At 63.5% G+C, this 23,992-nt stretch carries 25 protein-coding genes, 1 other RNA gene and 1 pseudogene; 11 read left to right on the top strand and 16 right to left on the bottom strand.

Annotated elements, in window-relative coordinates; genetic code table 11:
• Window positions 1-24: 24 nt before the first annotated feature.
• Window positions 25-843, top strand: a complete 819-nt coding sequence (locus P3T43_RS25165; RefSeq protein ID WP_429283828.1) for a DUF3025 domain-containing protein — start codon at window positions 25-27, stop codon at window positions 841-843.
• A gap of 110 nt (window positions 844-953) precedes the next feature.
• Window positions 954-1,365: RNase P RNA component class A (rnpB, locus tag P3T43_RS25160), an RNA gene on the top strand.
• A 115-nt stretch (window positions 1,366-1,480) separates the two neighbouring features.
• Here the strand turns inward: rnpB and P3T43_RS25155 are convergent.
• A complete protein-coding gene (locus P3T43_RS25155; RefSeq protein ID WP_429283720.1) occupies window positions 1,481-1,903 on the bottom strand; it encodes an OsmC family protein in 423 nt (140 codons plus the stop codon).
• A 661-nt stretch (window positions 1,904-2,564) separates the two neighbouring features.
• Between P3T43_RS25155 and rplM the strand changes: the two genes are divergently transcribed.
• The 3 genes from rplM to erpA all read left to right on the top strand — a co-directional run bounded on the left by rplM (window position 2,565) and on the right by erpA (window position 3,957).
• On the top strand, window positions 2,565-2,993 hold the full coding sequence (gene rplM / locus P3T43_RS25150; protein WP_074262452.1) for a 50S ribosomal protein L13: 429 nt from the start codon (window positions 2,565-2,567) through the stop codon (window positions 2,991-2,993).
• A gap of 11 nt (window positions 2,994-3,004) precedes the next feature.
• Complete coding sequence (rpsI, locus tag P3T43_RS25145) at window positions 3,005-3,397, top strand: 30S ribosomal protein S9 (RefSeq protein WP_007180423.1); 393 nt, start codon at window positions 3,005-3,007, stop codon at window positions 3,395-3,397.
• A gap of 194 nt (window positions 3,398-3,591) precedes the next feature.
• Window positions 3,592-3,957, top strand: coding sequence for an iron-sulfur cluster insertion protein ErpA (erpA, locus tag P3T43_RS25140; protein WP_331596940.1), 366 nt, complete (start codon window positions 3,592-3,594; stop codon window positions 3,955-3,957).
• A gap of 105 nt (window positions 3,958-4,062) precedes the next feature.
• On the opposite strand, the gene P3T43_RS25135 is transcribed toward erpA, so the two are convergent.
• A complete protein-coding gene (locus P3T43_RS25135; RefSeq protein ID WP_429283719.1) occupies window positions 4,063-5,196 on the bottom strand; it encodes an anhydro-N-acetylmuramic acid kinase in 1,134 nt (377 codons plus the stop codon).
• Window positions 5,197-5,326: 130 nt separating this feature from the next.
• On the opposite strand from P3T43_RS25135, the gene tyrS reads away from it, so the two are divergent.
• The 3 genes from tyrS (at window position 5,327) to P3T43_RS25120 (ending at window position 7,764) form a co-directional block, all read left to right on the top strand.
• Window positions 5,327-6,574, top strand: a complete 1,248-nt coding sequence (tyrS, locus tag P3T43_RS25130; RefSeq protein WP_429283718.1) for a tyrosine--tRNA ligase — start codon at window positions 5,327-5,329, stop codon at window positions 6,572-6,574.
• Window positions 6,571-7,029: a D-aminoacyl-tRNA deacylase gene (gene dtd, locus P3T43_RS25125; RefSeq protein WP_429283717.1), complete on the top strand. Its 459-nt coding sequence runs from the start codon at window positions 6,571-6,573 to the stop codon at window positions 7,027-7,029. Before tyrS ends, dtd begins: the two co-directional genes overlap by 4 nt.
• Before the next feature lie 63 nt (window positions 7,030-7,092).
• Complete coding sequence (locus P3T43_RS25120) at window positions 7,093-7,764, top strand: histidine phosphatase family protein (protein WP_429283716.1); 672 nt, start codon at window positions 7,093-7,095, stop codon at window positions 7,762-7,764.
• Window positions 7,765-7,786: 22 nt separating this feature from the next.
• On the opposite strand, the gene P3T43_RS25115 is transcribed toward P3T43_RS25120, so the two are convergent.
• From P3T43_RS25115 to ruvC, 4 genes are all read right to left on the bottom strand, one after another.
• Window positions 7,787-8,719, bottom strand: a complete 933-nt coding sequence (locus P3T43_RS25115; RefSeq protein WP_429283715.1) for an oxygenase MpaB family protein — start codon at window positions 8,717-8,719, stop codon at window positions 7,787-7,789.
• Between the two features lie 68 nt (window positions 8,720-8,787).
• Window positions 8,788-9,852 carry a Holliday junction branch migration DNA helicase RuvB gene (gene ruvB / locus P3T43_RS25110; protein WP_429283714.1) on the bottom strand — a complete coding sequence of 355 codons (1,065 nt, stop codon included), beginning with the start codon at window positions 9,850-9,852 and terminating at the stop codon, window positions 8,788-8,790.
• 180 nt (window positions 9,853-10,032) lie between these two features.
• Window positions 10,033-10,614 (bottom strand): Holliday junction branch migration protein RuvA, encoded by a 582-nt coding sequence (ruvA, locus tag P3T43_RS25105; RefSeq protein WP_429283713.1) that lies wholly within the window; start codon window positions 10,612-10,614, stop codon window positions 10,033-10,035.
• 67 nt (window positions 10,615-10,681) lie between these two features.
• Complete coding sequence (gene ruvC, locus P3T43_RS25100; RefSeq protein ID WP_429283712.1) at window positions 10,682-11,224, bottom strand: crossover junction endodeoxyribonuclease RuvC; 543 nt, start codon at window positions 11,222-11,224, stop codon at window positions 10,682-10,684.
• 176 nt (window positions 11,225-11,400) lie between these two features.
• Between ruvC and P3T43_RS25095 the strand changes: the two genes are divergently transcribed.
• Window positions 11,401-11,640, top strand: a complete 240-nt coding sequence (locus tag P3T43_RS25095; RefSeq protein ID WP_429283711.1) for a hypothetical protein — start codon at window positions 11,401-11,403, stop codon at window positions 11,638-11,640.
• Window positions 11,641-11,808: 168 nt separating this feature from the next.
• Here P3T43_RS25095 and purH read toward each other — a convergent pair whose 3' ends face one another.
• The 5 genes from purH to P3T43_RS25070 form a co-directional block, all read right to left on the bottom strand.
• Complete coding sequence (purH, locus tag P3T43_RS25090; protein WP_429283710.1) at window positions 11,809-13,374, bottom strand: bifunctional phosphoribosylaminoimidazolecarboxamide formyltransferase/IMP cyclohydrolase; 1,566 nt, start codon at window positions 13,372-13,374, stop codon at window positions 11,809-11,811.
• A gap of 56 nt (window positions 13,375-13,430) precedes the next feature.
• Window positions 13,431-13,664 (bottom strand): Fis family transcriptional regulator, encoded by a 234-nt coding sequence (locus P3T43_RS25085; protein WP_020069294.1) that lies wholly within the window; start codon window positions 13,662-13,664, stop codon window positions 13,431-13,433.
• Window positions 13,661-14,725 carry a tRNA dihydrouridine synthase DusB gene (gene dusB / locus P3T43_RS25080; protein WP_429283709.1) on the bottom strand — a complete coding sequence of 355 codons (1,065 nt, stop codon included), beginning with the start codon at window positions 14,723-14,725 and terminating at the stop codon, window positions 13,661-13,663. The genes P3T43_RS25085 and dusB overlap by 4 nt, the downstream gene beginning before the upstream one ends.
• 169 nt (window positions 14,726-14,894) lie before the next feature.
• Window positions 14,895-16,133 (bottom strand): UbiH/UbiF/VisC/COQ6 family ubiquinone biosynthesis hydroxylase, encoded by a 1,239-nt coding sequence (locus P3T43_RS25075; protein ID WP_429283708.1) that lies wholly within the window; start codon window positions 16,131-16,133, stop codon window positions 14,895-14,897.
• A gap of 27 nt (window positions 16,134-16,160) precedes the next feature.
• Window positions 16,161-17,567: an aminopeptidase P N-terminal domain-containing protein gene (locus tag P3T43_RS25070; protein ID WP_429283707.1), complete on the bottom strand. Its 1,407-nt coding sequence runs from the start codon at window positions 17,565-17,567 to the stop codon at window positions 16,161-16,163.
• A gap of 198 nt (window positions 17,568-17,765) precedes the next feature.
• On the opposite strand from P3T43_RS25070, the gene P3T43_RS25065 reads away from it, so the two are divergent.
• Window positions 17,766-18,380 carry a glutathione S-transferase C-terminal domain-containing protein gene (locus tag P3T43_RS25065; protein ID WP_429283706.1) on the top strand — a complete coding sequence of 205 codons (615 nt, stop codon included), beginning with the start codon at window positions 17,766-17,768 and terminating at the stop codon, window positions 18,378-18,380.
• A gap of 298 nt (window positions 18,381-18,678) precedes the next feature.
• On the opposite strand, the pseudogene P3T43_RS25060 reads toward P3T43_RS25065, so the two are convergent.
• From P3T43_RS25060 to P3T43_RS25040, 5 genes and pseudogenes are all read right to left on the bottom strand, one after another.
• Window positions 18,679-18,807: pseudogene (locus P3T43_RS25060) on the bottom strand (FkbM family methyltransferase); the annotation flags it as partial.
• Window positions 18,777-19,211 (bottom strand): FkbM family methyltransferase, encoded by a 435-nt coding sequence (locus P3T43_RS25055; RefSeq protein ID WP_429283705.1) that lies wholly within the window; start codon window positions 19,209-19,211, stop codon window positions 18,777-18,779. The gene P3T43_RS25055 and the pseudogene P3T43_RS25060, both read right to left, overlap by 31 nt.
• A gap of 274 nt (window positions 19,212-19,485) precedes the next feature.
• The gene (locus P3T43_RS25050; RefSeq protein ID WP_429283704.1) at window positions 19,486-21,096 is read right to left on the bottom strand and encodes an FMN-binding glutamate synthase family protein; all 1,611 of its coding nucleotides are present in this window, start codon (window positions 21,094-21,096) and stop codon (window positions 19,486-19,488) included.
• 105 nt (window positions 21,097-21,201) lie between these two features.
• Complete coding sequence (mnmA, locus tag P3T43_RS25045) at window positions 21,202-22,347, bottom strand: tRNA 2-thiouridine(34) synthase MnmA (RefSeq protein WP_429283703.1); 1,146 nt, start codon at window positions 22,345-22,347, stop codon at window positions 21,202-21,204.
• Complete coding sequence (locus tag P3T43_RS25040; RefSeq protein WP_429283702.1) at window positions 22,344-22,844, bottom strand: NUDIX hydrolase; 501 nt, start codon at window positions 22,842-22,844, stop codon at window positions 22,344-22,346. The genes mnmA and P3T43_RS25040 overlap by 4 nt, the downstream gene beginning before the upstream one ends.
• A 219-nt stretch (window positions 22,845-23,063) precedes the next feature.
• Here P3T43_RS25040 and P3T43_RS25035 point away from each other — a divergent pair.
• Window positions 23,064-23,992, top strand: a 929-nt coding sequence (locus tag P3T43_RS25035) for an NAD(P) transhydrogenase subunit alpha (protein WP_429283701.1), incomplete at its 3' end; no start/stop codon positions are given.

The raw sequence follows: 23,992 nt of genomic DNA, 5'->3' as shown, positions 1-23,992 counted from the left end.
CGCGTGGCGGGGCAAGAGGGCGCGATGGGTTCGGGCTCGGGGTTCGCGGACATCGACTGGTCGCTGCCCTGGTTCGCGCAGTTCAGCGCGCGCGGCATCCGCTGGCAGCGGGCCGCGCAAGACAGTTACGCGGCGCTGCTGAGCGAAATGAACGCCGACGCGCAGGCGTCGCAGCAAACCACCGGCCGCGGCCAGCGCCTTGGCTTCATCGCGCAGGATGATTTGCCGGCAGGGGCCGCCTATGAGGCGCACATCGCGTCGACCGGTTGCGTGCCCACTCGTCACAACCTGCATGACTTCTTCAACGCGTCGGTCTGGTTTGCGTTCCCGCGCGTCAAGGCGGCGCTGAATGCACGTCAGTCGGCGGCCATCGACGAACTGGGCGTCGGTCCGACGCGCGGCGGCGCGCGGGACGCCTTGACCGTCTTCGATGAGAATGCGTTGCTGTTCGCGTGCGCCGACCCTGAACTCAGCCGCGCACTACGCGCTTTCGACTGGATGACGTTGTTCATCGCAAATCGCGCCGCGTGGGGCGAACGATGCGAGGTGCGCTGCTTCGGTCACGCGCTGCTTGAAAAGCTGATCGCACCGTTTAAGGCGTGCACGGGACATGCGTGGATCGTCGACGTGCCGGGCGAGTACTTCGCGTGGCCGCAGGCAAGCCGCGATGCATGGCTCGACAAAGCGGTCAGCGGTGAACTGTCCTGCGCGCAGGAGTTGACCACCCGCATGTTCGCGCCGCTTCCGGTGCTCGGCATTCCAGGCTGGTGGCCCGCCAACCAGGCAACCTCGTTCTACGACGACCCCGCGGTATTTCGCGCGGGACGCCTGCGCTCCCGCTGAGCGCGGACGCGGCGAAGGGCGGTCGCGGTTAGCCGGCTGCGTCTTCAACATTGCGTTTTGACCGTGCATGCGGCCTCCGCCGGCCCGCAGGTGTTAAAATCGCCGCCAGCAAAGCAGGTCAGGCAGTCGCGGCCTCTGCGGCTTCGGCCAAAGAGGGCGAGGAAAGTCCGGACTCCACAGGGCAGGGTGATGGCTAACGGCCATCCGTGGCAACACGCGGAACAGGGCAACAGAAAGCAAACCGCCGATGGCCCGGCGCAAGCCGGGATCAGGTAAGGGTGAAACGGTGCGGTAAGAGCGCACCGCGGCTGCTGCGAGGCAGACCGGCACGGTAACCTCCACCCGGAGCAATTCCAAGTAGGCAGGCTAGCATCTTCGAGATGCAGGATGGGGCCCCCGTCACGTCTGCGGGTAGGAAGCTTGAGCGCGTCAGTAATGGCGCGCCTAGAGGAATGGCTGCCACGCGCGCGGCGCTTCGGCGCGGCGTGTGCACAGAATCCGGCTTATCGACCTGCTTTGCCGCTGAATAGAAAAATGCCGGCATCCGTGAGGATGCCGGCATTTCCTTTTGTGCCGCTCGACTTTGCGTGCCGCCCGTGCGCGGATGGGCCTTAGCTGGAGCGCCGCGCCATGGCGATCAGCCCGCGACGATATCGAACGAGTGAGACAGTTCTGCGGTCTTGGCGATCATGATTGACGCCGAGCAGTACTTGTCGTGCGACAGATTAATGGCGCGCTCGACAGTAGCCGGGTTCAGATTCTTGCCGGTCACGGTGAAATGGAAGTGGATCTTCGTGAACACTTTCGGATCTTCGCTGGCCCGTTCGGCCTTCAGCGTCACCGAGCAGCCGGCAATCTCCTGACGGCTTTTCTTCAAGATCATCACGACGTCGTACGCGGTGCAGCCACCGGTGCCGAGCAGAACCATTTCCATGGGCCGCGGGGCCAGATTGCGGCCGCCGCCTTCCGGCGCGCCGTCCATCGTAACGAGGTGGCCACTGCCTGTTTCGGCGGCAAACGCCATGCCGTCCTGACCCATCCAGCTAACTTTGCATTCCATGCCTGTACCCCAGCTCGCATAACTTGTATTCGAAATGCCATTGTAGCCCGAGGCCTGGGTATTCGTCCGAGGGCACGCCGGCGCGACATTATGCTCGTTAGGGTCTTGCGTGTTGCGGTGCGGCATGATTTGGAATGTGCGGGATTGCCCTGATGCGGTTAGGGGTTTTGCTCTAGATCTGGCAGGGGAAAATCGCCCCGTATCGCACTTATGTGGTTGATATTAAATGAATTTATGATTTCCATTACTTTCATGACGCATTGTCACATTATGAAATTGAATTTCGCAATGCAAATATTCTTGCGTCGCACAAGGTCGCCTCATATAATCGTCCTCATTGGTTGTCGCTGTCCGGCAACCTCCGCATGTCTCCTCCACCCTCCTCCTTTGGTGGATTAAACCCGAACCGCTCGTTCGGGTTTTTTTTCGCCTGCCGTGCCCCCGCCTGGCGGCTGAAAATCCTGCTTTCGGTCCGTTGCACGAGCGCTCAGCATCGGTGGGCGACGCAAGTTTTGACGAGTGTCGGGAATTTCCTTTATAATTCAGAGCTTTTCCGCATTCGTGCCCGCGGAGGAAGAACAGGGAGAGCCTGCACGCGCCTCGATGCGCACATTACAAGCAGGAAAAAACACAGGGCGCAGCAATTATTTTTGGATCGATCATGAAGACATTTTCCGCAAAGGCCCATGAGGTTACGCGCGAATGGTACGTGATTGACGCGACGGATAAGGTTCTCGGGCGTGTCGCCAGCGAAGTGGCACACCGTCTTCGCGGCAAACACAAGCCTGAATTCACTCCGCACGTCGACACCGGTGATTTCATCATCGTTATCAACGCCGGCAAGCTCCGTGTGACGGGCAACAAGTCCACGGACAAGAAGTACTATCGCCACTCGGGTTATCCGGGCGGTATCTATGAGACGACGTTTGGCAAGATGCAAGAACGCTTCCCGGGCCGCGCGCTCGAGAAAGCGGTCAAAGGCATGCTGCCGAAGGGCCCGCTCGGCTACGCGATGATCAAGAAGCTGAAGGTCTACGCTGAAGCAACGCATCCGCATTCGGCACAACAGCCGAAAGCGCTCGAGATCTAAGGGGAGCCCACATGATCGGTAACTGGAATTACGGCACGGGCCGCCGCAAGAGCGCCGTCGCACGCGTGTTCATCAAGGCAGGCAAGGGCGAGATCATTGTGAACGGCAAGCCTATCGCCGATTACTTCTCGCGCGAAACGTCGCTGATGATCGTGCGTCAGCCGCTGGAACTCACGAACCACGGCGTCACGTTCGACATCAAAGTCAACGTGAACGGTGGCGGTGAAACGGGTCAAGCCGGTGCGGTTCGCCACGGCATCACCCGCGCGCTGATGGACTATGACGCAACGCTGAAGCCGGAACTGTCGAAGGCCGGCTTCGTTACGCGTGATGCTCGTGAAGTCGAACGTAAGAAGGTCGGCTTCCACAAGGCACGTCGCAGGAAGCAATTCTCGAAGCGTTAATCGCTTCGGTGCGCTCTGGCTCTCGGGCCAGGCCACTGCAAAAGCCGCCAGCGTATCTGCGTTGGCGGCTTTTTTCATATTGGGCTGCCGTGCGTAGGCTCGTGTCCAAAGAGAACCCATTGATTTTGTGGGCTTCGGCACGATATTGAGATCAGCCCTACAATAGCGGTTAGAAGCTTTTTTGGAGAGTTCGAATGAACGCAGTCACCGACACCCCCGTGACCGAGATGCCTAGCCCCTTCGTTTTTACCGAGGCAGCGGCTGACAAGGTCAAGCAACTGATCGACGAAGAAGGCAACCCGGAGTTGAAACTGCGCGTATTCGTGCAGGGCGGAGGCTGCTCGGGCTTTCAATACGGTTTTACCTTCGACGAAGCGGTCAACGAAGACGATACCGTGATGAACAAGAGCGGCGTTCAGCTGCTGATCGATTCCATGAGCTACCAATACCTGGTGGGCGCTGAGATCGACTACAAGGACGATATCAACGGCGCCCAGTTTGTGATCAAGAATCCGAACGCCACCACCACGTGTGGTTGCGGCTCGTCGTTCTCGGTTTAAGTTCAGGCGCAGCGGTCGAACGCTGGACCGGCAGTACAAGCAAACGGGGCCATGGCCCCGTTTTTCATTGGCGCGCCCGATTTCCCGTCAATACGCTCAACACGCTCAACGCGGATAGATCGCGCCGAGCACCCGCTCGCCCGCGGCGCCGGTGACGGCTGCGAGGTTGCCCGGCTCACGCGCCACGCAGCGCATCGCCAGCCACGCGAACGCCAGCGGCTCGACCTGTTGGGGCGGCACACCGAGCGCTTCGGTAGTGAGCACTGGCACGCCGCTCACGCCGCTTTCTTCGAGCGCGGCCTTGATCGCCTTCATCAGGACCGGATTGCGCGCGCCACCGCCGCAAACGTAGACCGCGCGTGCATCCGACGCGTGACGCTCGATCTCCCGTGCGACTGTAATCGCCGTCAGCGCGACCAGCGTCGCCTGCACGTCGGCAGGCGCCAAGCCGGCAAACGGCTGCAGTTTGGCGTCGAGCCAGGCCGGATTGAACAGGTCGCGGCCGGTGCTTTTGGGGGGCTGCTGCGTGAAAAACGGCTCGTCGAGCAAGGCGTTCAGTAACGGTCGATGCACCTGGCCAGCCGCTGCAAAGTGGCCGTTCTGGTCGTAAGGCTTGCCGAGGTGGCGGTGCGCCCACTCGTCGAGCAGTGCGTTGGCCGGCCCGCAGTCGAAGCCGCGCACGCTGCCGGTGGCGTTCAGAATCGTGATGTTGCTGATTCCGCCCAGGTTGCAGACCACGCGCGTCTCACCCGGCTTCCCGAACACGGTCGCATGAAAGGCCGGCACCAATGGCGCGCCCTGGCCGCCCGCTGCGACATCGCGGCTGCGGAAGTCCGCAATGACGTCGATGTGGGTCATTTCCGCCAGCAGCGCCGGGTTGTTGGTCTGACGCGTATAGCACTTCTCCGGACGGTGCCGGATGGTCTGGCCGTGTACGCCGATTGCCCGGACGTTGGCAGCGGACAGATTGCCTGCCCGCAGCAGTTCATGACAACACACGGTATAGCGCGTGGCGAGCGCATTGGCCGCCTGCGCCTCGCGCTCGATCTCGTTCTCGCCGGGGTGCTGCAGAGCGAACAGGGCCTCGCGCAGGCCCTCGGCAAAGCCGACAAAGGCCTCCGCGAGTACGACGGGCGCGCGGCCCCTGGCGAACTGAACGGCGACGCCATCCACGCCGTCCATGCTGGTGCCCGACATCAATCCAAGGTAGACACCCTCTGCCGTGCTGTCTTGCGCCACGTTGCTGCTCCTGTCAGTTGATCGTTGTGAACCATGTTCGCAGATTATCAGACGGCCGTCGCCATCGTCTGCGGACGCGGGGGCGCGCAACTATGGGACAATCTCTCTTTTTGCGACATCACGTTCCAGCATGAGCACCGAGTCCACGTCCAAGCCCAGTCCCGCCTTTCCGATCACCGACGAAGTCCGTCACGCGCTCGCCGTTACCAAACGTGGCGTCGACGAGCTGCTGATCGAAGAGGAGTTTGCCCAAAAGCTCGCGAAAAGCGCAGCCACCGGCGTACCGCTGCGCATCAAGCTCGGGCTCGATCCGACGGCGCCCGACATCCATATCGGCCATACCGTCGTGCTGAACAAGATGCGCCAGTTGCAGGATCTCGGCCATACGGTGATTTTCCTGATTGGCGACTTCACCTCGCTGATCGGCGACCCGTCCGGCCGTAACGCGACGCGCCCGCCGCTCACGCGCGAACAGATCGAATCGAACGCCAAGACCTACTTCGAGCAGGCCGCGCTGGTGCTCGATCGCGAGAAGACCGAAATTCGCTACAACAGCGAATGGTCGATGCCGCTCGGCGCCGACGGCATGATCAAGCTGGCGTCGCGCTACACGGTGGCGCGGATTCTGGAGCGCGAAGATTTCACCAAGCGCTATCAGGGCGGTCTGCCAATCTCGATTCACGAGTTCCTGTACCCGCTGATGCAGGGCTACGACTCGGTCGCGCTCAATGCCGATCTCGAACTCGGCGGCACCGACCAGAAGTTCAACCTGCTGGTGGGCCGCGAACTGCAGAAGCAGTACGGTCAGGAACAGCAGTGCATCCTGACCATGCCGCTGCTCGAGGGGCTCGACGGCGTCGAGAAGATGTCCAAGTCGAAGAACAACTACATCGGTATCAGCGAAAAGCCGACGGATATGTTCGGCAAGCTGATGAGCATCTCCGACGATCTGATGTGGCGTTACTTCGAACTGCTCTCGTTCCGCCCGATGGACGAGATCGCCGGCTTTAGGAAAGCCATCGAAGACGGTCGCAATCCGCGCGACTTCAAGGTGATGCTCGGTCAGGAGATCGTCGCGCGTTTCCATTCGCCGGCTGACGCCGAGCGCGCGCTCGAAGACTTCAATCACCGCGCCAAGGGCGGGGTGCCAGACGATATTGCCGCGGTCACGCTGGCGGGGGCACCGCTCGCGATCGGTCAATTGCTGAAGCAGGCGAACCTGGTGCCGTCGACTAGCGAGGCGCTGCGCAACATCGAGCAGGGTGGCGTGAAGATCGACGGTGCGACCGTGTCGGACAAAGGTCTGAAGGTCGAAGCAGGCGAGTACGTCGTGCAGGTCGGCAAGCGCCGGTTTGCGCGCGTGACGCTGACGGCGTGATCGCGCTGATCCAGCGCGTGCGGCGCGCGGAAGTGCGCGTCGGTGAACGCGTCACGGGCGCCATCGAAGCGGGCCTGCTCGCGCTGGTGTGCGCCGAACGCGGCGATACGGAAGCCGCCGCCGACCGGCTGCTGGCCAAGGTGCTCGGCTACCGCGTGTTTAGCGACGCCGCGGGCAAGATGAACCTCCCGGTGCAGAACCTCGATGGAGCAGGGCGCGCTGGCGGCCTGCTGCTGGTCTCGCAGTTCACGCTGGCCGCGGATACGAACAGCGGCCTGCGCCCGAGCTTCACGCCGGCGGCACCGCCTGACGAGGGCAAGCGCCTGTTCGATTACTTCGTCGCGGCGGCCCGCGCGAAGCATCCGGTTGTCGAGACTGGCGAATTTGGCGCCGACATGCAGGTGTCGCTCGTGAACGACGGGCCGGTGACGTTCTGGTTGCAGACGAACCCGTAACGTCCCAAGCCGTTTTGCGACCCTGACGGGTCACGTCAACCCGCCACACTGCTCCTCACATCTATGTCCACGCAGATCCTCTTTATCCGGCACGGCGAGACCGACTGGAACCGCATCAAGCGCATCCAGGGGCACATTGACATTCCTCTCGCGACGACCGGTGTCGAGCAAGCCCGGCGCCTCGCCCAGCGCGTCGCTGACGAAGCCGCGCAAGGCATGCGGCTCGATGCCATCTACTCGAGCGACCTCCAGCGCGCCCGGCAAACGGCCCAGCCCATTGCTACTGCGCTCGGTTTGCCGTTGCACTTGCGCGAGGGTTTGCGTGAGCGGTCATACGGAGCGTTCGAAGGCTATGACCGCGATCAGATCGCCGAGCGCTATCCGGACGAATTCGAGCACTGGCAAACGCGGGACGGCGGCTTTGCGCCGCCGGACGGCGAATCGATGCGTGCTTTCTATCACCGTGTCATGGACACCGTCACGCCAATCGTGGCGGCGCATCCGGGTGGACGGATTGCGTGCGTTGCGCATGGTGGCGTGCTCGACTGCGTGTACCGGTTTGCGCGTGACCTGACGCTCGAGGTGCCACGCGACTACGCGTTGCTCAATACCAGCATCAACGTGGTGGATTTTGACGGCGGGAAAGCGCGGGTCATGTCGTGGGCGGACATTTCGCATCTGGACGCGCCGAGCGACGACGACACGTTACGGCGGATGCCCGAACGGGGCCGTTGAGCCAGTCGATTCCGGCGACTTTTCAAGACTTCTGCGCGGCCACCCGGCGCCGCGCGCGCTTCGCTATGCCGTTCGTCAGTCCCCAGCGGATGACGGGCGCGACCAGCTTCACGCCAGGCCGCACAAGCCTCTGACGTACGCCGGCAAAGGCGTCGAAGCCGAGCATGTCCTGCGCCCACGGCGGCAACAGATCGACGCCGGCATTGAGCATCAACGCGCCAGCGGGCCGCAGCGACGGACGTGGCGGCCGCGCACTCATCAAGATGCTCACCACCTCGCGCGTGCGTGCGCTTACCTCCAGTTCCTGCTGCATGGCGAGCAGATAGGCATCGATCGCGGCCCGTGAGCGTGGGATATCGACCGCGCCGAGCATCTCTGCAATGCGCGCGGTTTCGGCGAAGTACTGATCCTGCTCGGCGAGCGGTAACGCGGGATTCACATAGCGCAAATGGGCGCTCAGGAAGCTCGATACCTCGGCGACGTGGACCCACGTCAGCAACGTGGGATCGCTTGCCCGGTAGGGGCGTCCATCCGGCGCGGTGCCCGTTACTCCAAGGTGAACCCGCTTGACCCGCTCGACGAGCGCCAGGGCGTCGCGGCGGTTGCCGTAAGTGGTGCCGGCAATGAAGGTGGCGGTGCGGCGCAGGCGACCGAGAATATCGGTGCGGAACGATGAGTGGTCCCAGACGCCGGCCAGCGCCAGCGGATGCAGTGCCTGTAACAGCAGGGCGCTGATGCCGCCGGTCATCATGGCGGTGAAATCCGCGTGGACTTTCCAGCAGACTGCTTCCGGACCGAAGAGGCCGGGGTCGCCGGGAGGAGAGGAGTAATCGAGCGTCGGACCGCTGCCGGTCGTCAGATGAGTGACGCCGCTTGCCACCTTCGAGCGCACGCGCTGCGCGAGTCGTTGCGCCATGCCGGCGCGTTCATCTGGATAGCTGGCTTGGTCGGACATCGCGGGCTCTCTGGACTTTGCAGGCTTTCTCGTTGCTACTGGCGTGATTCATGGCAAATCAGGGCGAGTCAGGGTGCGCCCGACTCCCACAGGTCGCGGACCGGGCTGGACGAGTCTGGTGCGGCGAGGCCGAAGTGCCGATAGGTCAGCAGCGTCGCGACGCGGCCGCGCGGCGTGCGTTGCAGAAAACCCTGCTGGATCAGATACGGTTCGAGCACGTCTTCGATGGTGTCGCGCTCTTCGCCGATGGCCGCCGCGAGGTTGTCCACGCCGACCGGGCCGCCGTCGAACTTATGCAGGATCGCCTCGAGCAGTTTGCGGTCCATCAGGTCGAAGCCGACCGGGTCCACATCCAGCATCCTCAGCGCCGCGTCGGCTACTTGCGCGGTGATGTTGCCGTCTGCCTTGACCTCGGCGAAGTCGCGCACGCGACGCAGCAGCCTGTTGGCGATCCGCGGCGTACCGCGGGCGCGCTTGGCGATTTCGAACGCGCCGTCCGGATGAATCTGTGCGTGAAGCAGCGACGCGGAGCGCGTAACAATGCGCGCCAGTTCTTCCGCGTTGTAGAACTCGAGCCGCGAGACGATACCGAAGCGATCGCGCAGCGGATTGGTCAGCATGCCGGCGCGCGTGGTAGCACCCACCAGCGTGAACGGCTGCAGATCGAGCTTGACGCTGCGTGCTGCGGGGCCTTCGCCGATCATGATGTCGATCTGATAGTCCTCGAGCGCGGGGTACAGGATTTCTTCGACGACCGGTGAGAGCCGGTGGATTTCGTCGATGAACAGCACGTCGTTCTTTTCGAGGTTGGTCAGCAGCGCGGCGAGATCGCCAGCGCGTTCGAGCACGGGCCCGGATGTCTGCCGCAGATTGACACCCATTTCCCGCGCGATGATGTGCGCGAGCGTGGTCTTGCCGAGACCCGGCGGCCCGAACAGCAGCACGTGGTCGAGCGATTCGGAGCGACGCTTGGCGGCCTCGATGAAGATTTCAAGCTGGCCGCGGACCTTTTCCTGCCCGACGTATTCGTCGAGCTGACGCGGTCGCAACGCACGCTCGAATGCCTCTTCGTTCGGCGATACGGGCGTGGCGGCGATGATGCGCTCAGCGGCGAGTTTGTCGGTTTCGATCATGGATGCATTGTACCGCGTGGTGCTCGCCGCCGAAGCTGGCCGAACGGCCAGGGTGCGCTTGAGAGCGCGGCGTGGGATCCTTTAACCCATCGCGCGCCGGGCGTTTTGATGCCGCGAATCAGCCTCTACGGGGCAGTGCGTCGCCGCGTCGAGCAGCGCCGCCCCACTGAGGCCAACACATCAAGCCTTGGAGAGCGCCTTCAGTGCGAGCTTGATGCCTTCGGACACACCCGTGCCCGCCGGCACGTTCTTGACGGCTGCCAAGGCTTCTTTTTCGGAGTAACCCAATGCGAGCAGTGCGTTCAGGATATCGGAGGCATGGTTGGACGCCGAGACCGTGCCCGCCATCGCGCCGAGGTCGGCGCCAATCTTGCCCTTCAGTTCGAGCAGCAGGCGCTCCGCCGTCTTCTTGCCGATGCCCGGCACGCGTGTCAAACGCGCGGCATCCTGCATCGTGACGGTTTGCGCCAGTTCATGCACGCTCATGCCGGAGAGCACGCCGAGCGCCATGCGTGCGCCAATGCCGCTGATCTTCAGCAATTCGCGGAAGGTGGCGCGTTCCTCGGGCGTGCCGAAGCCGAACAGCAGATGGGCGTCTTCACGCACGATCATCTGGGTGAGCAGAACCACCCGTTCGCCGGTCGAGGGCAGGTTGTAGAACGTGCTCATGGGCACGTCGACTTCGTAGCCCACGCCGTTGCAATCGACGAGCAGGTGGGGCGGATTCTTTTCCAGCAGGACGCCGGCAATGCGACCGATCATGGCGGATTCAATCGTGAGAGAAAGGGCGAGTGTAGCGCAGCGCGTTGGTGTGCGGCCGGGCCACGAGCTAACCGACGAGGCGCCCGCGGCGTACCCGCAGACCTTTCCTGGCGAGCGATGGCGCAATACCGCTGAGCGTGCTGAGCGTGCTGCCGCCGTGAGCATGACAGATCGCCATGCCGAGCGCGTCGGCGGCGTCGGTGCCGGGCACACCGGAGAGGTTCAACAGACGCACCACCATCTGCTGCATCTGCTCCTTGGTGGCGCGGCCATAACCCACTACCGCCTGCTTCAACTGCAGCGCGGTGTATTCGGCGACCGGCACGCCACCGGCCACCAGACCGCAGATCGCCGCGCCGCGCGCCTGGCCAAGCAGAAGGGTGGATTGCGGATTGACGTTGACGAACACCTTTTCGATCGCGGACTGATCGGGCGCGTGCTGGCGGATCAGCGTCGAAATGCCTTCGAAGATCGTGCCGAGGCGCGACGGCAAGTCGGCGTCGGCGGTCTTGATCACACCGCTTGCCACGTAGGAGAGGTGATGACCGTTCTGGTCGATTACGCCGAAGCCGGTCACACGCAAGCCGGGGTCAATGCCTAGAATTCTCATAAGATGCGCTACGAACCAAGTGCCTGCGATACTACAACGAACGGAACACGCGGCGGCGTGTGCGAGCCACCGAGTCACGAATAAAGGCTCGCGGGTTTGCCGCGGTCAGATGAAACGAGCGCATGGAATAGTTGGAGCAACCGGAAAGCACCCCTAAAGCAGCCGAGGAGGCATGCATGGAACGCTATCGAAATCTAAGCGGTGACTCAGGCGTCGAGGCGTACGCGCTTGGCGACGGCTGCGTGGCGGTTCGCTTCAGTTCGGGTGTGACCTATTGGTACACAGATGCGAGTGCAGGCGCTGATCAGGTCGCGGAGCTGAGCCGCTTGGCTCTGCGCGGGCAGGGTTTGAGCACATACATCAGCACTCATCCCGAGGTGAGCGCCGGTTACGCCAGGAAAGACCCCCACGATTGAGCGGGGGCCGCAACCTGTAAAACTGCGGGGAACCGAACGCCGCACGCTAAAGGCTGCGGGCAAAAGCAAAATGGCCCGGCAGAAAAATCCGCCGGGCCATTTCGTTCAGGCCGCCAGTCGGGACGTCGGCTCAGCAGAAGCTGCGAAGCGCCGCCCGACGGTCAAGAATCAATGCCGGAAGTGACGCACGCCCGTCAGCACCATGGCGATGTTGTGTTCATCGGCCGCGGCCACGACTTCATCGTCGCGCATCGAGCCGCCCGGCTGGATCACGCAGGTCGCGCCTGCTGCGACTACCACGTCGAGACCGTCGCGGAACGGGAAGAACGCATCCGACGCCACGGCCGAGCCGCTCAGCGTCAGACCCGCGTTCTGCGCCTTGATGCTGGCAATCCGCGCCGAGTCCACACGGCTCATCTGGCCCGCGCCGACACCCAGCGTCATGCCGTTGCCGCAGAACACGATGGCGTTCGATTTCACATACTTCGCCACGCGCCACGCAAACAGCAGATCGTCCATTTCCTTGGGCGTCGGATGACGCTTGGTGACGACGCGCAATTCATGCGACTGCACGTTGTGCGAATCGAGCGATTGCACCAGCAGGCCGCCGCCCACGCGCTTCAGGTCGAAGGCGTTATGACCGTCGCCCAGCGCGATTTCCAGCAGGCGCACATTCTTCTTCGCTTCGAATACCTGCCGCGCTGCCGCGCTGAACGAAGGCGCAATCAGCACTTCGACGAACTGCTTGGCCACGGCGTGTGCCGCTGCTTCGTCCACTTCGCGGTTAAACGCGATGATGCCGCCGAATGCCGAGGTCGGATCCGTTTGCAACGCCTTCGCGTAGGCTTCGTGCGCGTCCGCGCCCACCGCCACGCCGCACGGATTCGCGTGCTTGACGATCACGCAGGCCGGCACGTCGAACGTCTTCACGCATTCCCATGCCGCATCGGAATCGGCGATGTTGTTGTACGACAGTTCTTTGCCTTGCAACTGCCCGTAGTTCGCCAGCGCGCCGGCCGGCACCGCGAGGTCGCGGTAGAACGCGGCGCTCTGATGCGGGTTTTCGCCGTAGCGCAGGTCCTGCACCTTGTCGAACGCGAGGTTGAAGGTGGCCGGGTACGTGTTGCGCGACGAATGCTGCAGTTCTTCGGTCAGGCTGGTCAGGTAGTTCGTGATCGCGCCGTCGTACTGCGCGGTGTGCGCGAACACTTTGGTGGCCAGACGGAAGTTGGTCTTGTACGACACGGCGTTGCTGCTTGCGCGCATCTCTTCGAGCACCACCGCGTAGTCCGACGGGTCGACCACCACCGTCACGTCACGATGATTCTTCGCCGCGGAGCGCAGCATGGTCGGGCCGCCGATGTCGATATTCTCGATCGCGTCTTCCAGCGAGCACTCTTCTTTCGCCACGGTCTGCACGAACGGATACAGATTCACGACCAGCAGGTCGATGGTCGGAATGTCGTGCTTTGCAAGCGCTGCCATGTGTTCCGGCAGATCGCGGCGCGCGAGGATGCCGCCGTGTACCTTCGGATGCAGCGTTTTGACGCGCCCGTCGAGCATTTCCGGGAAGCCCGTGTAGTCCGCGACTTCCGTGACGGCGAGGCCCGCGTCTGCGAGCAGTTTCGCGGTGCCGCCGGTGGACAGGATCTTGACGCCGAGGTCCGACAGCGATTTGGCGAAATCGACGATGCCGGACTTGTCGGAAACGGAGATGAGCGCTTGCTTGATCATGATGAAGAATGAGAAGCCGAAGGAACGTGGCAGGGGCGCCAGGAAACTACAATGAGCTACAGCAAACCGTGCTGTTGCAGCTTCTTGCGCAGCGTGTTGCGGTTGATGCCGAGATACTCGGCAGCCAGCGACTGATTGCCGCCGGCCTGCTCGAGCACCACTTCGAGCAACGGCTTTTCGACACATGAAATAACCATGTCGTAAACGTCGTGCGGATTGGAGCCGTCGAGATCCTGGAAATATACGCCCAGGCTATCGCGGACTGATTGTTCGATATTGTTCTTGCTCATGCTGCTAGTCGGTCGGAGTGGTCTGGCTCGCCGTTCGGGTCGACATCCTCTTCCACGTAGACGAGGCGGTCGGAGAGCGCCTTTTGGGCGTCGAAGAACTCGTTGACGGCGAGAAGTTGTTCGCGCGTCGTGTCCAGGGTGTTCATGCGGTGCCGGAACACATTGGCGCCAGAAAGGCCGCGAGTGTACCAGCCGATGTGCTTGCGCGCAGTGCGCACGCCCGTAAATTCGCCGTAGAACGCGTAGTGATCTTCCAGATGCTCGTTCATGACCTGCTGGATTTCGTCGATCCGCGGCGGCGGCAGCAACTCGCCCGTTTGCAGGAAATGCTCGATCTCGCGGAACAGCCACGGGCGCCCCTGCGCCGCGCGGCCGATCATGATCGCGTCGGCGCCGGTGGCGGCGAGCACCTCGCGCGCCTTGCGCGGCGAGGTGATGTCGCCATTGGCGACCACCGGAATGCGCACCGCTGCCTTTACCGCGGCGATGGTCTCGTATTCGGCGTCGCCGTGATAGAGGTCGGCGCGGGTGCGGCCATGCACGGTCAGCATCGAAATGCCGGCGTCTTCAGCCAGGTGGGCCACGCTCAAAGCGTTTTTGTTGTCGCGGTTCCAGCCGGTGCGGATTTTCAGCGTGACGGGCACCGCATCCGGCCCCACGCCCACCGCGCCTACCACCGCCTCGACAATACGCTGCACCAGCGGCTCGTTCTGCAGCAGGGCGGAGCCGGCGGCCACATTGCACACCTTTTTGGCGGGACAGCCCATGTTGATGTCGATGATCTGCGCGCCGTTGGCGACGTTGTAGCGCGCGGCTTCGGCCATCATGGCCGGGTCGGCGCCGGCGATCTGCACGGCGATCGGCTCGACCTCGCCCGCGTGGTTGGCGCGCCGCATGGTCTTCTCGCTTTTCCACAACTGCGCGTTCGACGCGACCATTTCCGACACGGCATAACCCGCGCCCAACCGCTTGCAGAGCTGTCGGAACGGCCGGTCGGTCACACCCGCCATGGGGGCGACAAACAGGTTGTTGCGCAGATTGTGGGAGCCGAGAGTGGGCATGGCAAGGACGCAGCCGCCTGCCATCGGAGTGATGGGGACGGGCGCGAAATACGAAGGAAAACCGCTATTTTAGCGTTAACGGCTAGTCGGCATCGGGCTCAAGGCTGTCGTAACCCGTTAAATCTTCTATGAAAGTCGCCAGATTCATAGAGCCGCGAAGCGCGAATGCCTAGCGGCGTTGCCCGAACATCATCTGCCGGGCCAGTGCCGTTTTGACCGGCGGCACAAATTCGAGCGCGGTCAGCGCGAGTCCGCGCAGCGCGCCCAAGGCAGGGAAGTCCACTGTGAAGAGGCGCGCGAGCGTATCGGTTGAGCGGATTGTCAGACGGCGGTCGAGCGCACGGCGTTGCGCGAACGCGGCCAGCGCGAGCGGCGTCGCGCCGTGCTGCGAGAGTGCGTCGGCGAGCGCATGCGCGTCGCGCAGACCCAGATTCAGCCCTTGTCCCGCGACCGGGTGCAACGTCTGCGCCGCATTGCCGATCGCCGCGATCTGTCCTTTGACGAGCGTATCGAGCGCGTTCAGACCGAGCGGGAACGAGGCGCGGCCCTTGATCTGCGTGAAGCGTCCCATCCGGTCGCCGAACGCCTCGCCCAGTTCGCGCAGGAACGCGTCGTCTGGCAACTGGGCCCGGCGGGCTGCTTCCTCCGGTGAGCAGCACCAGACCAGCGCGTAGTCGCCGTCCCGGGCGCCGCCCGTGGGCAAGAGCGCAATCGGCCCTTGTTCCGCGAAGCGCTCCCAGGCGACATGCGGGCGCGGCGCCGACACGCTCACCGTACCGACCAGCGCCGTTTGGCCATAGTCGCGCGTGCCGCCGGCGCCATCGCTTTTCTGCTGCTCATGGAACAGACCGCCTTCGGCATTCACGAGAATCCGGGTGCGCAGATGGCGCGTGCCTTGTGCGGTTTCGACCGGCAGCGTTACGCCGTCGTGTTCCTGAACCGGCGCTAGCGCGGCAGTGGACTGCAGCCAGTTGACGGAAGTCGGCCGCACGGCCTCGGCCAGCGCCTGCACGATCGATCCATAGCGCAGCACATAACCGAGCGCGGGCAGGCCGTGTTCGGTATGGTCGATCAGCGTGCGGCCGAAATGGCCGCGCTGCGACACATGAATGCGATGAATCGCGGTGGCATCCGCGGGCCAGCGCAGCGGCTCGAGAATCATCCGGCTGCCTTGCGAAACGGCAATCGCGCGCGGATCGCCGAGCGCGTCTTCCGGCTTGCGGGCGTCGATCAGCGCAATCGACAGCGCCTGGGTCGCGCTGCGCCGCGCGAGCCAGCCGGCCAGCGCCAGCCCGACCGGCCCGGCGCCGACGATCGTCACGTCGAAGTCGAACGGTGCGCCGGGCGCATCGGGCCTGTCAGGCGAGCCTGGCTGCGGCGCAGCGGCCGGTTCAGAGACGTCGTTCATGGGCTATGAGTTCCGTAGCTTCACGCGTCACGCGCCGCGCGCAGCAGCGGCTTGGGCTTCCTGCATCAGCGCTTCGATCTCAGCGGCCTTGACCGGCACGCCGCGCGTAAGCAGTTCGCAACCCTCGGGCGTGACGACAGCGTCGTCTTCGATGCGGATGCCGATATGCCAGTACTTTTCGGGGACATTGTCTGCCGGGCGAATGTAAAGACCCGGTTCGATCGTCAGCGCCATCGACGGCTGCAGGATCCGGGAAGGCAGCGCGCCTTGCGCATCTCGCGGCGCGCCACGTTCGCGGTAGTCGCCGCAGTCGTGCACGTCCATGCCGATCCAGTGACTGGTGCGGTGCATGTAGAACGGTGCATACGCGCGTTCCTCGATCACGTCGTCGACCGAAGAATAAAGTCCCGCTTCGATGATGCCGGTATCCAGCAGCCCCTGCGACAGCACGCGCAAGGCCGCGTTATGCGGGTCGTCGAAACTGGCGCCCGCGCGGGTGGCCGCAATCGCGGCTTCCTGCGAGGCGAGCACGATGTCGTACAGCTCGCGCTGCGCCGGCGTGAAGCGGCCGTTGGCCGGGAACGTGCGCGTGATGTCGGAGGCGTAACCGTCCAGTTCACAGGCCGCATCGATCAGGATCAGGTCGCCGTCCCGCGCAATGGTGTTGCCTGCCGCGTAGTGCAGCACACAGGCATTGGCGCCTGCGGCGACGATCGAGCCATACGCCGGCCCTTGTGCGCCATGCTTGCGGAACGTGTACAACAATTCCGCTTCCAGTTCGTACTCGCGCACACCGGCGCGAGACGCGCCCATGGCACGGCGATGCGCGAGGGCCGAGATTTCACCCGCGCGACGCATGATGGCCAGTTCGTGACTGTCCTTGAAGAGACGCATCTCGTCGAGGATGGGCAGCAGGTCGTGCGCGGCAGCCGGCGCGGCGACGCCACTGCGGCCTTTGGCGCGCACCGCGTCGAGCCAGCGGCGCACGTTTTCGTCGAGCCCGGCCGAACTGCCGAGCGCGTAGTGCAACGCGGGCTTGTCCGCGAGGATCAGCGGCAGCTGGCTTTCGGTTTCGTCAACCGCATATGCCGCGTCGAAGCCGAACGCTTCACGGGCCGCCTCGGGACCGAAGCGGAAGCCTTCCCAGATTTCACGTTCGGCGTTCTTTGCGCGGCAGAACAGGATCGAAGCCGGAGCGTTCTCGCCCGCGCTAGCGTCCAGCACGAGCAAACCTTCGGGCTCGGTAAAGCCTGTCAGGTAATAGAAATAGCTGTCGTGCCGGTAGGGGTAATCGGCGTCCCGGTTACGCAGCACTTCCGGTGCGGTGGGGACGATGGCGACGCCACCGCCTGCCGCGCGCAGCGCAGCTAGCACGCGCTCGCGGCGCTTGCGGTAAACGTCGATGGCGAGAGTGGGTTCGTTCGGCTGGTTCATGGTGCGATTGTAGCGCCCAATCGGCATCCGGTTTCGGCACCCTGGCCATCCGGCCAGGTGGACGGGCGGCGCCGGAAGCCGCAATGTTGCAATCCGTCCACAGGTCCGGCGGGCGTTGCCCCGGAAGATAGTGTGCGGCGTTCAGGAGGGCCGTCATCCAACGTATACTTCCGCCCAAATTCAGAAAAGGCAATTGTGATGCTGAAACTCATCGGTTCGCTGGCCAGTCCGTTCGTCCGCAAGGCGCGGATCGTGTTCGCCGAAAAGAAGATCGACTACAAGCTGGTGCTTGAAAACGTCTGGGCGGCGGACAGCGCCATCCATACCTTCAATCCGATCGGCAAGGTGCCGTGTCTCGTGATGGAGGACGGCGAGGCGGTGTTCGATTCGCGCGTCATCTGTGAATACGTCGATACGCTGTCGCCGGTCGGCAAGCTGATTCCGCCGTCGGGTCGCGAGCGGGTCGAGGTGCGTTGCTGGGAAGCGCTCGCCGACGGCATCCTCGACGCGGCGGTGCTGATTCGTCTCGAAGGCGTGCTGCGGCCGGCCGAGCAGCGCTCGGACGCGTGGCTCGCGCGCCAGCAACGCAAGATCGACGACAGCCTCGTGGCGATGTCGCAAGGGCTCGGCGGCAAGACATGGTGCGCGGGCAACCGCTACACGCTGGCGGATATCGCCATGGGCTGTGCGCTCGGATACCTGGATTTCCGCACGCCGGAGCTGAACTGGCGCGAGCCGTATCCGAATCTCGACAAGCACTTCCAGAAGCTGTCGCAGCGGCAGTCGTTCGTGGACAGCTTTCCGTCCGACTGACCACGCGCCGCACGAGCATCACGCCTGCTGCCGGATTGGCGTCCGGCGGCTGGCCGCTCAGTTCACCAGATTCATCAGCGCGTGCGTGGTCGAATCGGTCACTTCGGTGAAGCCGCTGATGTCGAGCTCGAGCTCGCGGGGCAGCGCAAGCATGTTGCACGACAACAGTCCGCCGTAGATGTTGTCTGCACGACCGAAGAAATTTGCCTGGATTGAAGAGCGGCGGCAGATGCCACCACATCCGGTAGTCTTTCGACCACAGCCATTCGATCAGCGCCTGCGAACGCTCTAGCCGGTCGTTCTCGACGTAGAGCGTCGGACGGCAGCGTGCGAGCGTTTCCTGCGCGCCTTGCAGCGCGGCCAGTTCGAATCCTTCCACGTCGATCTTGATCAGACTCACGCTATGCGTGTGCAGCACGTCGTCCATGCGCACGCACGGTACGGGAATCGTCCCGGCACCGGCTTTTGCTGCATTTCCACCCCGCCGAAATTGCCGAATGCAGCGTAATCCGGCCGCTTGAAATGGAGCGTGCCGGCGTCGCTGCCGCATGCGTACGGCCAGGCGAGCACGTTGGTGAGACCGTTGGCCGCGAGGTTGGCGCACAGGTTCTGGAAGATCACCGGTTGCGGTTCGAAGGCGACCAGCACCTGGCGCCGCTGCTGTGCCTCCCGCCCGAGCACCACGGTATGCACGCCGATGTTCGCGCCGACTTCGACGACCACGCCCGGTTGAACCAGAAGCTGCCGTAACACGGCGGACTCCAGTTCGCTGCACTCGCCGTACTCCAGCAACGCGCGGCCGAGATAGAAATCGTTAGGATTGGCAAGCATCCAGCCATGGCGGGTCTGGACGAGCTGAGCGTGGTCAGCCAGAGAAAGAGCGGGGGGAGGCGACGTAACCATATCGTTGAGCGTGGGTAAGATAACCCCGGAATGTACGATCTGGCGCGTTCGCTGTATATAAGACGAATTCTTAAGGAGTCTTATGTTCTAGTGCAACAGGTGCTGCACGCTAAGACGGGTGTCAGGCGGATGCCGCCGCCTGACAGTGAGCGGCATCCCCGCAGTGAGGTTGTGGTGAGGTTGTATCGAGGTTGCGCTGAGATCAGGTCGCCGCGAGTTCCACCTTGGGTGCGAACGTCTCGGCGCTCGCGATCGGCCACCATCTTTCGAACAGCTTGTAGCGATAGTTGCCGTTCAACAGGTCGTTTGGTTCCAGATATTTCAGCAGATCCGACATCAGGCTGACCTCATGCGACGAGACCCGCCGCACGATGTGATGCGCGCGCAATTCGGCCGGATGCTTGAGACCCGCGGCCTGGACGATTTCCTTTAGCGCATGCAGCGTGTTGTGATGGAAGTTGAAGACCCGGTCGGATTTGTCCAGCACGACCAGCGCGCGTTGACGAATCGGATCCTGGGTCGCGACACCGGTCGGGCAGCGGCCCGTATGGCAGGTCTGCGCCTGGATGCAGCCCACCGCGAACATGAAGCCGCGTGCCGCGTTGACCCAGTCCGCGCCGATCGCCAACGTTTTGGTGATATCGAACGCGGTGATCATTTTGCCGCTGGCGCCAATGCGAATCCGCTGCCGCAGGCCGATACCGACGAGCGTGTTGTGCACCAGCAGCAGTCCTTCCTGCAGCGGAACGCCGACATGATCGGTGAATTCGAGGGGCGCTGCGCCCGTGCCGCCTTCCGCACCGTCCACGACGATAAAGTCCGGCAGGATGCCGGTCTCCAGCATCGCTTTGGCAATGCCGAAAAATTCCCAGGGATGACCGATGCACAGCTTGAAGCCCGTGGGCTTGCCGCCGGACAGCGTGCGCAGCCGATCTACGAATTCGAGCAGGCCACGCGGAGTCGAAAATTCGGAATGCGTAGCGGGCGAGATGCAATCGCGGCCCATCGGGACACCGCGTGTCTCGGCGATTTCCGGGGTGATCTTGGCGGCCGGCAGCACGCCGCCGTGACCTGGCTTCGCTCCCTGCGAGAGCTTCACCTCGATCATTTTCACTTGCGGTTCGCGCGCCTGCGTGGCGAACTTGTCGGCGTTGAACGAACCGTCGTCATTACGGCAACCGAAGTAGCCCGAAGCAATTTCCCAGATGATGTCGCCGCCATGCTCGCGGTGGTATTTCGACATCGACCCTTCGCCTGTATCGTGCGCGAAGTTACCTTTCTTCGCGCCGAGGTTGAGGGCCATGATGGCGTTGGCCGAGAGCGAGCCGAAGCTCATTGCCGACACGTTGAAAATCGACATCGAGTAAGGCTGGGCCCGGTCCGGGCCGACCACGACACGGAAGTCGTGACCGTCGAGCTTGGTCGGCGCGAGCGAGTGGCTGATCCACTCGTGCGCCACGGCTTTGACGTCGAGTTCGGTGCCGTAGGGCCGGCTGTCCACATCGTTCTTCGCGCGCTGATAGACGATGCTGCGCTGGGCACGCGAGAACGGCTTTTCGTCCGTATCGTCCTCGACGAAATACTGGCGGATCTCCGGCCGGATGAATTCGAACATGAAACGGAGATGGCCCCACAACGGGTAGTTGCGCAGGATCGCATGGCGTTCCTGGGTCAGATCGAACAGACCGAGGCCGACGAGCAGGACGGGAACGATGATCCAGAACCACGACAGATGATGCGTCGCGGCAAGCGCTGCACAGGCGGCAAGCAGCGCAACCGCACACCACATGGCCAGATAACGTCGAGAAAACATGGGGACTCCGTTGCAGAGAGCGGTTAACCGCTGATTGTTATGTTACTGCGCTGCCCATCGTATTGCTCGTTGCGCGACCTGCCGCGCGACCTGCTGCTGCGCGGCTTACCGTGCGCTGAGGAGCGCAGCGGTCTGCGGCTGCTGCACAGCAGGTTGTGCGGTCACCGCGTGTTCGATAATGCCGCCACCCAGACAGATCTCGCCATCGTAGAGCACAGCCGATTGCCCCGGTGTGACAGCCCATTGCGCGTCGTCGAAATTGAGCTCGAAGTGGCCGTCTGCTTGCCCCGCCGTGCTGAACGTGCAAGCGGCGTCGGCTTGCCGGTAACGCGTTTTTGCCCCGCACCCGAAGTCTTCCGTGGGCGGGTGACCGGCCACCCAGCTCGTATTGCCCGCGCTCAGCGTGTGGCTCAGCAGCCAGGCGTGGTCATGGCCCTGCGCGACATACAGCGTGTTCGACGGAATATCCTTGCCGGCTACGAACCACGGCTCGCCGCTGCCTGAGCGGCTGCCGCCGAGGCCAATACCCTTGCGCTGGCCGAAGGTATAGAACGCGAGGCCGATATGTTCGCCGACCACTTTGCCGTCGGTCGTTTTCATCGGGCCCGGCTTGGTCGGCAGATAGCGATTCAGAAAATCGCGGAACGGCCGTTCGCCGATGAAGCAGATGCCGGTGGAATCCTTCTTTTTGGCGTTCGGCAGGCCGATCTGTTCGGCGATTTCGCGCACCTTCGTCTTGGGGATCTCGCCAAGCGGAAACATGGTCTTCGACAACTGCGCCTGATTGAGGCGGTGCAGGAAGTACGACTGGTCCTTCGTGTGGTCCAGCGCCTTCAGCAGTTCGAAGCGGCCTTCAACCTCGCGTACGCGCGCATAGTGGCCGGTCGCGATGGTTTCTGCCCCGAGCGACATGGCGTGGTCGAGGAAGGCCTTGAACTTGATTTCGGCGTTACAGAGCACGTCCGGATTCGGCGTGCGGCCGGCCGAGTATTCGCGCAGGAATTCGGCGAACACACGATCTTTGTATTCGGCGGCGAAGTTGACCGCTTCGACATCGATGCCGATCAGGTCCGCCACCGAAACGACGTCGATCCAGTCCTGCCTTGTCGAACAGTACTCGCCGTCGTCGTCGTCTTCCCAGTTCTTCATGAAAAGGCCGACGACATCGTAACCTTGCTCTTTGAGCAGCCATGCGGTGACCGACGAATCGACGCCACCCGACATGCCTACTACGACTTTCTTCTTGCTCATGGGTTGCCTGACTTGCTTGATCGGGTGGGCCCGACCGAATGCGTATGCACGAAGTCGAGCGGGAAACGCCGGCCTGCGAGGTAGTCGTCGATACAGCGCATCACGAGCGGCGTGCGGTGCCGTTCGGGGCAGGCGCGCAGCTCGTCGGCGCTCATCCACAGCGTGCGGACGATATCCGGATCGAGCGCGCGGTGGGCCTCGGCCTCGCCGGCGGTGCCGCAATACGTGAAGCGCAAATAGGTGACGCCTGCACTGGCCGGCCGCTCGAAATGCGCCATGTAGACGCCCACCAGCGCCTCGGGTGTGAACCGGTGCGCGGATTCTTCGAGCGTTTCTCGCACGACCGCCTCGGCGAGCGTCTCACCCGCCTCCAGATGGCCGGCGGGCTGATTCAGACGCAGCCCGTCGTCGGTGTGTTCCTCGACGAGAAGAAAGCGTCCGTCGCGCTCGACGATGGCGGCCACGGTGACGTGCGCAGCCCAGGTTTCGGGATTCATGGGGCGGTATTTTACCGTCTATGGCGGCGAGCTGCCGGGAAGCGGGCTGCACAGGCGTTGCCTCGGCCCAATCGGGCCGGCGGTCCCCCCGGATTGTCCCTGATTTCGGTGCGCCCCCCGGTTTCGGTTAAAGTGGCGTCGTAGCCGTTGCACTTGCAAGCCGGCGTGCCTCGTCGGCAGCTCTGTCGTAATAACAGGAAGGCCGAGGAGGAGTCAAAGATGCACATCGGAGTGCCAGCCGAGACGCGAGCGCACGAATCACGCGTTGCCGCCACCCCCGAGACGGTCAAGAAATACGTATCGCAGGGCCACCGGGTCACGATCCAGAGCGGTGCCGGAACCGGCGCCAGTTTTCCTGACGAAGCTTTCAGCGCGGTCGGCGCGGAAATCGTCGATGCGGCCACCGCATTCGGCGCCGATCTCGTTCTCAAGGTGCAGTCCCCGACCGAAGCCGAACTGCCGCAACTCAAGCGCGGCGCAGTGCTGGTCGGCATGCTCGATCCCTTCAACGCCGACAACGCAGCAAAGCTCGCCTCTGCCGGTGTGACCGCTTTCGCTTTGGAGGCGGCGCCGCGCACGACTCGCGCGCAGAGCCTCGACGTGCTCTCCTCCCAAGCCAACATTGCCGGCTACAAGGCCGTGCTGCTCGCCGCCGACCTCTACCCCCGCTTCATGCCGATGCTGATGACGGCAGCCGGCACCGTCAAGGCGGCCCGCGTGCTGATTCTCGGCGCGGGCGTGGCCGGTTTGCAGGCGATTGCGACCGCCAAGCGCCTCGGCGCGGTGATCGAAGCGTCGGACGTGCGGCCAGCCGTGAAAGAGCAGATCGAATCGCTCGGCGCCAAGTTTCTCGACGTGCCTTACGAAACCGATGAAGAGCGCGAAGCCGCGCAAGGTGTGGGCGGCTACGCGCGGCCCATGCCGCCTTCCTGGCTTGCGCGCCAGTCGGCGCTGGTTCACGAACGCGCCAGACAGGCCGATATCGTCATCTCGACCGCGCTGATTCCGGGACGTCCCGCGCCCACGCTGATCTCCGTCGAAACCGTGCAGGCGATGAAACCGGGCTCCGTGCTGATCGATCTCGCCGCGGGTCGCGGTCCTGAGTACGAAGGCCGGCGCGGCGGCAACTGTCCGCTCACCGAAGCGGA

The sequence above is a fragment of the Paraburkholderia sp. GAS41 genome (genome assembly GCF_050436545.1).
GTDB lineage: Bacteria > Pseudomonadota > Gammaproteobacteria > Burkholderiales > Burkholderiaceae > Paraburkholderia.
Note: the sequence above shows the minus strand (reverse complement) of the source record. Positions and strands in the feature narration are given on the sequence as shown.

Coding starts and splice junctions, on each gene's coding strand:
- P3T43_RS25165 (WP_429283828.1), top strand. CDS start 25: ATGGGTTCGGGCTCGGGGTTCGCGGACATCGACTGGTCGCTGCCCTGG.
- P3T43_RS25070 (WP_429283707.1), bottom strand. CDS start 17,567: ATGAACCAGCCGAACGAACCCACTCTCGCCATCGACGTTTACCGCAAG.
- P3T43_RS25095 (WP_429283711.1), top strand. CDS start 11,401: ATGGAACGCTATCGAAATCTAAGCGGTGACTCAGGCGTCGAGGCGTAC.
- P3T43_RS25085 (WP_020069294.1), bottom strand. CDS start 13,664: ATGAGCAAGAACAATATCGAACAATCAGTCCGCGATAGCCTGGGCGTA.
- P3T43_RS25040 (WP_429283702.1), bottom strand. CDS start 22,844: ATGAATCCCGAAACCTGGGCTGCGCACGTCACCGTGGCCGCCATCGTC.
- P3T43_RS25155 (WP_429283720.1), bottom strand. CDS start 1,903: ATGGAATGCAAAGTTAGCTGGATGGGTCAGGACGGCATGGCGTTTGCC.
- purH (WP_429283710.1), bottom strand. CDS start 13,374: ATGATCAAGCAAGCGCTCATCTCCGTTTCCGACAAGTCCGGCATCGTC.
- mnmA (WP_429283703.1), bottom strand. CDS start 22,347: ATGAGCAAGAAGAAAGTCGTAGTAGGCATGTCGGGTGGCGTCGATTCG.
- P3T43_RS25065 (WP_429283706.1), top strand. CDS start 17,766: ATGCTGAAACTCATCGGTTCGCTGGCCAGTCCGTTCGTCCGCAAGGCG.
- tyrS (WP_429283718.1), top strand. CDS start 5,327: ATGAGCACCGAGTCCACGTCCAAGCCCAGTCCCGCCTTTCCGATCACC.
- erpA (WP_331596940.1), top strand. CDS start 3,592: ATGAACGCAGTCACCGACACCCCCGTGACCGAGATGCCTAGCCCCTTC.
- P3T43_RS25075 (WP_429283708.1), bottom strand. CDS start 16,133: ATGAACGACGTCTCTGAACCGGCCGCTGCGCCGCAGCCAGGCTCGCCT.
- rplM (WP_074262452.1), top strand. CDS start 2,565: ATGAAGACATTTTCCGCAAAGGCCCATGAGGTTACGCGCGAATGGTAC.
- dusB (WP_429283709.1), bottom strand. CDS start 14,725: ATGCCCACTCTCGGCTCCCACAATCTGCGCAACAACCTGTTTGTCGCC.
- rpsI (WP_007180423.1), top strand. CDS start 3,005: ATGATCGGTAACTGGAATTACGGCACGGGCCGCCGCAAGAGCGCCGTC.
- ruvA (WP_429283713.1), bottom strand. CDS start 10,614: ATGATCGGTCGCATTGCCGGCGTCCTGCTGGAAAAGAATCCGCCCCAC.
- P3T43_RS25120 (WP_429283716.1), top strand. CDS start 7,093: ATGTCCACGCAGATCCTCTTTATCCGGCACGGCGAGACCGACTGGAAC.
- ruvB (WP_429283714.1), bottom strand. CDS start 9,852: ATGATCGAAACCGACAAACTCGCCGCTGAGCGCATCATCGCCGCCACG.
- P3T43_RS25115 (WP_429283715.1), bottom strand. CDS start 8,719: ATGTCCGACCAAGCCAGCTATCCAGATGAACGCGCCGGCATGGCGCAA.
- P3T43_RS25050 (WP_429283704.1), bottom strand. CDS start 21,096: ATGTTTTCTCGACGTTATCTGGCCATGTGGTGTGCGGTTGCGCTGCTT.
- ruvC (WP_429283712.1), bottom strand. CDS start 11,224: ATGAGAATTCTAGGCATTGACCCCGGCTTGCGTGTGACCGGCTTCGGC.
- P3T43_RS25055 (WP_429283705.1), bottom strand. CDS start 19,211: ATGCTTGCCAATCCTAACGATTTCTATCTCGGCCGCGCGTTGCTGGAG.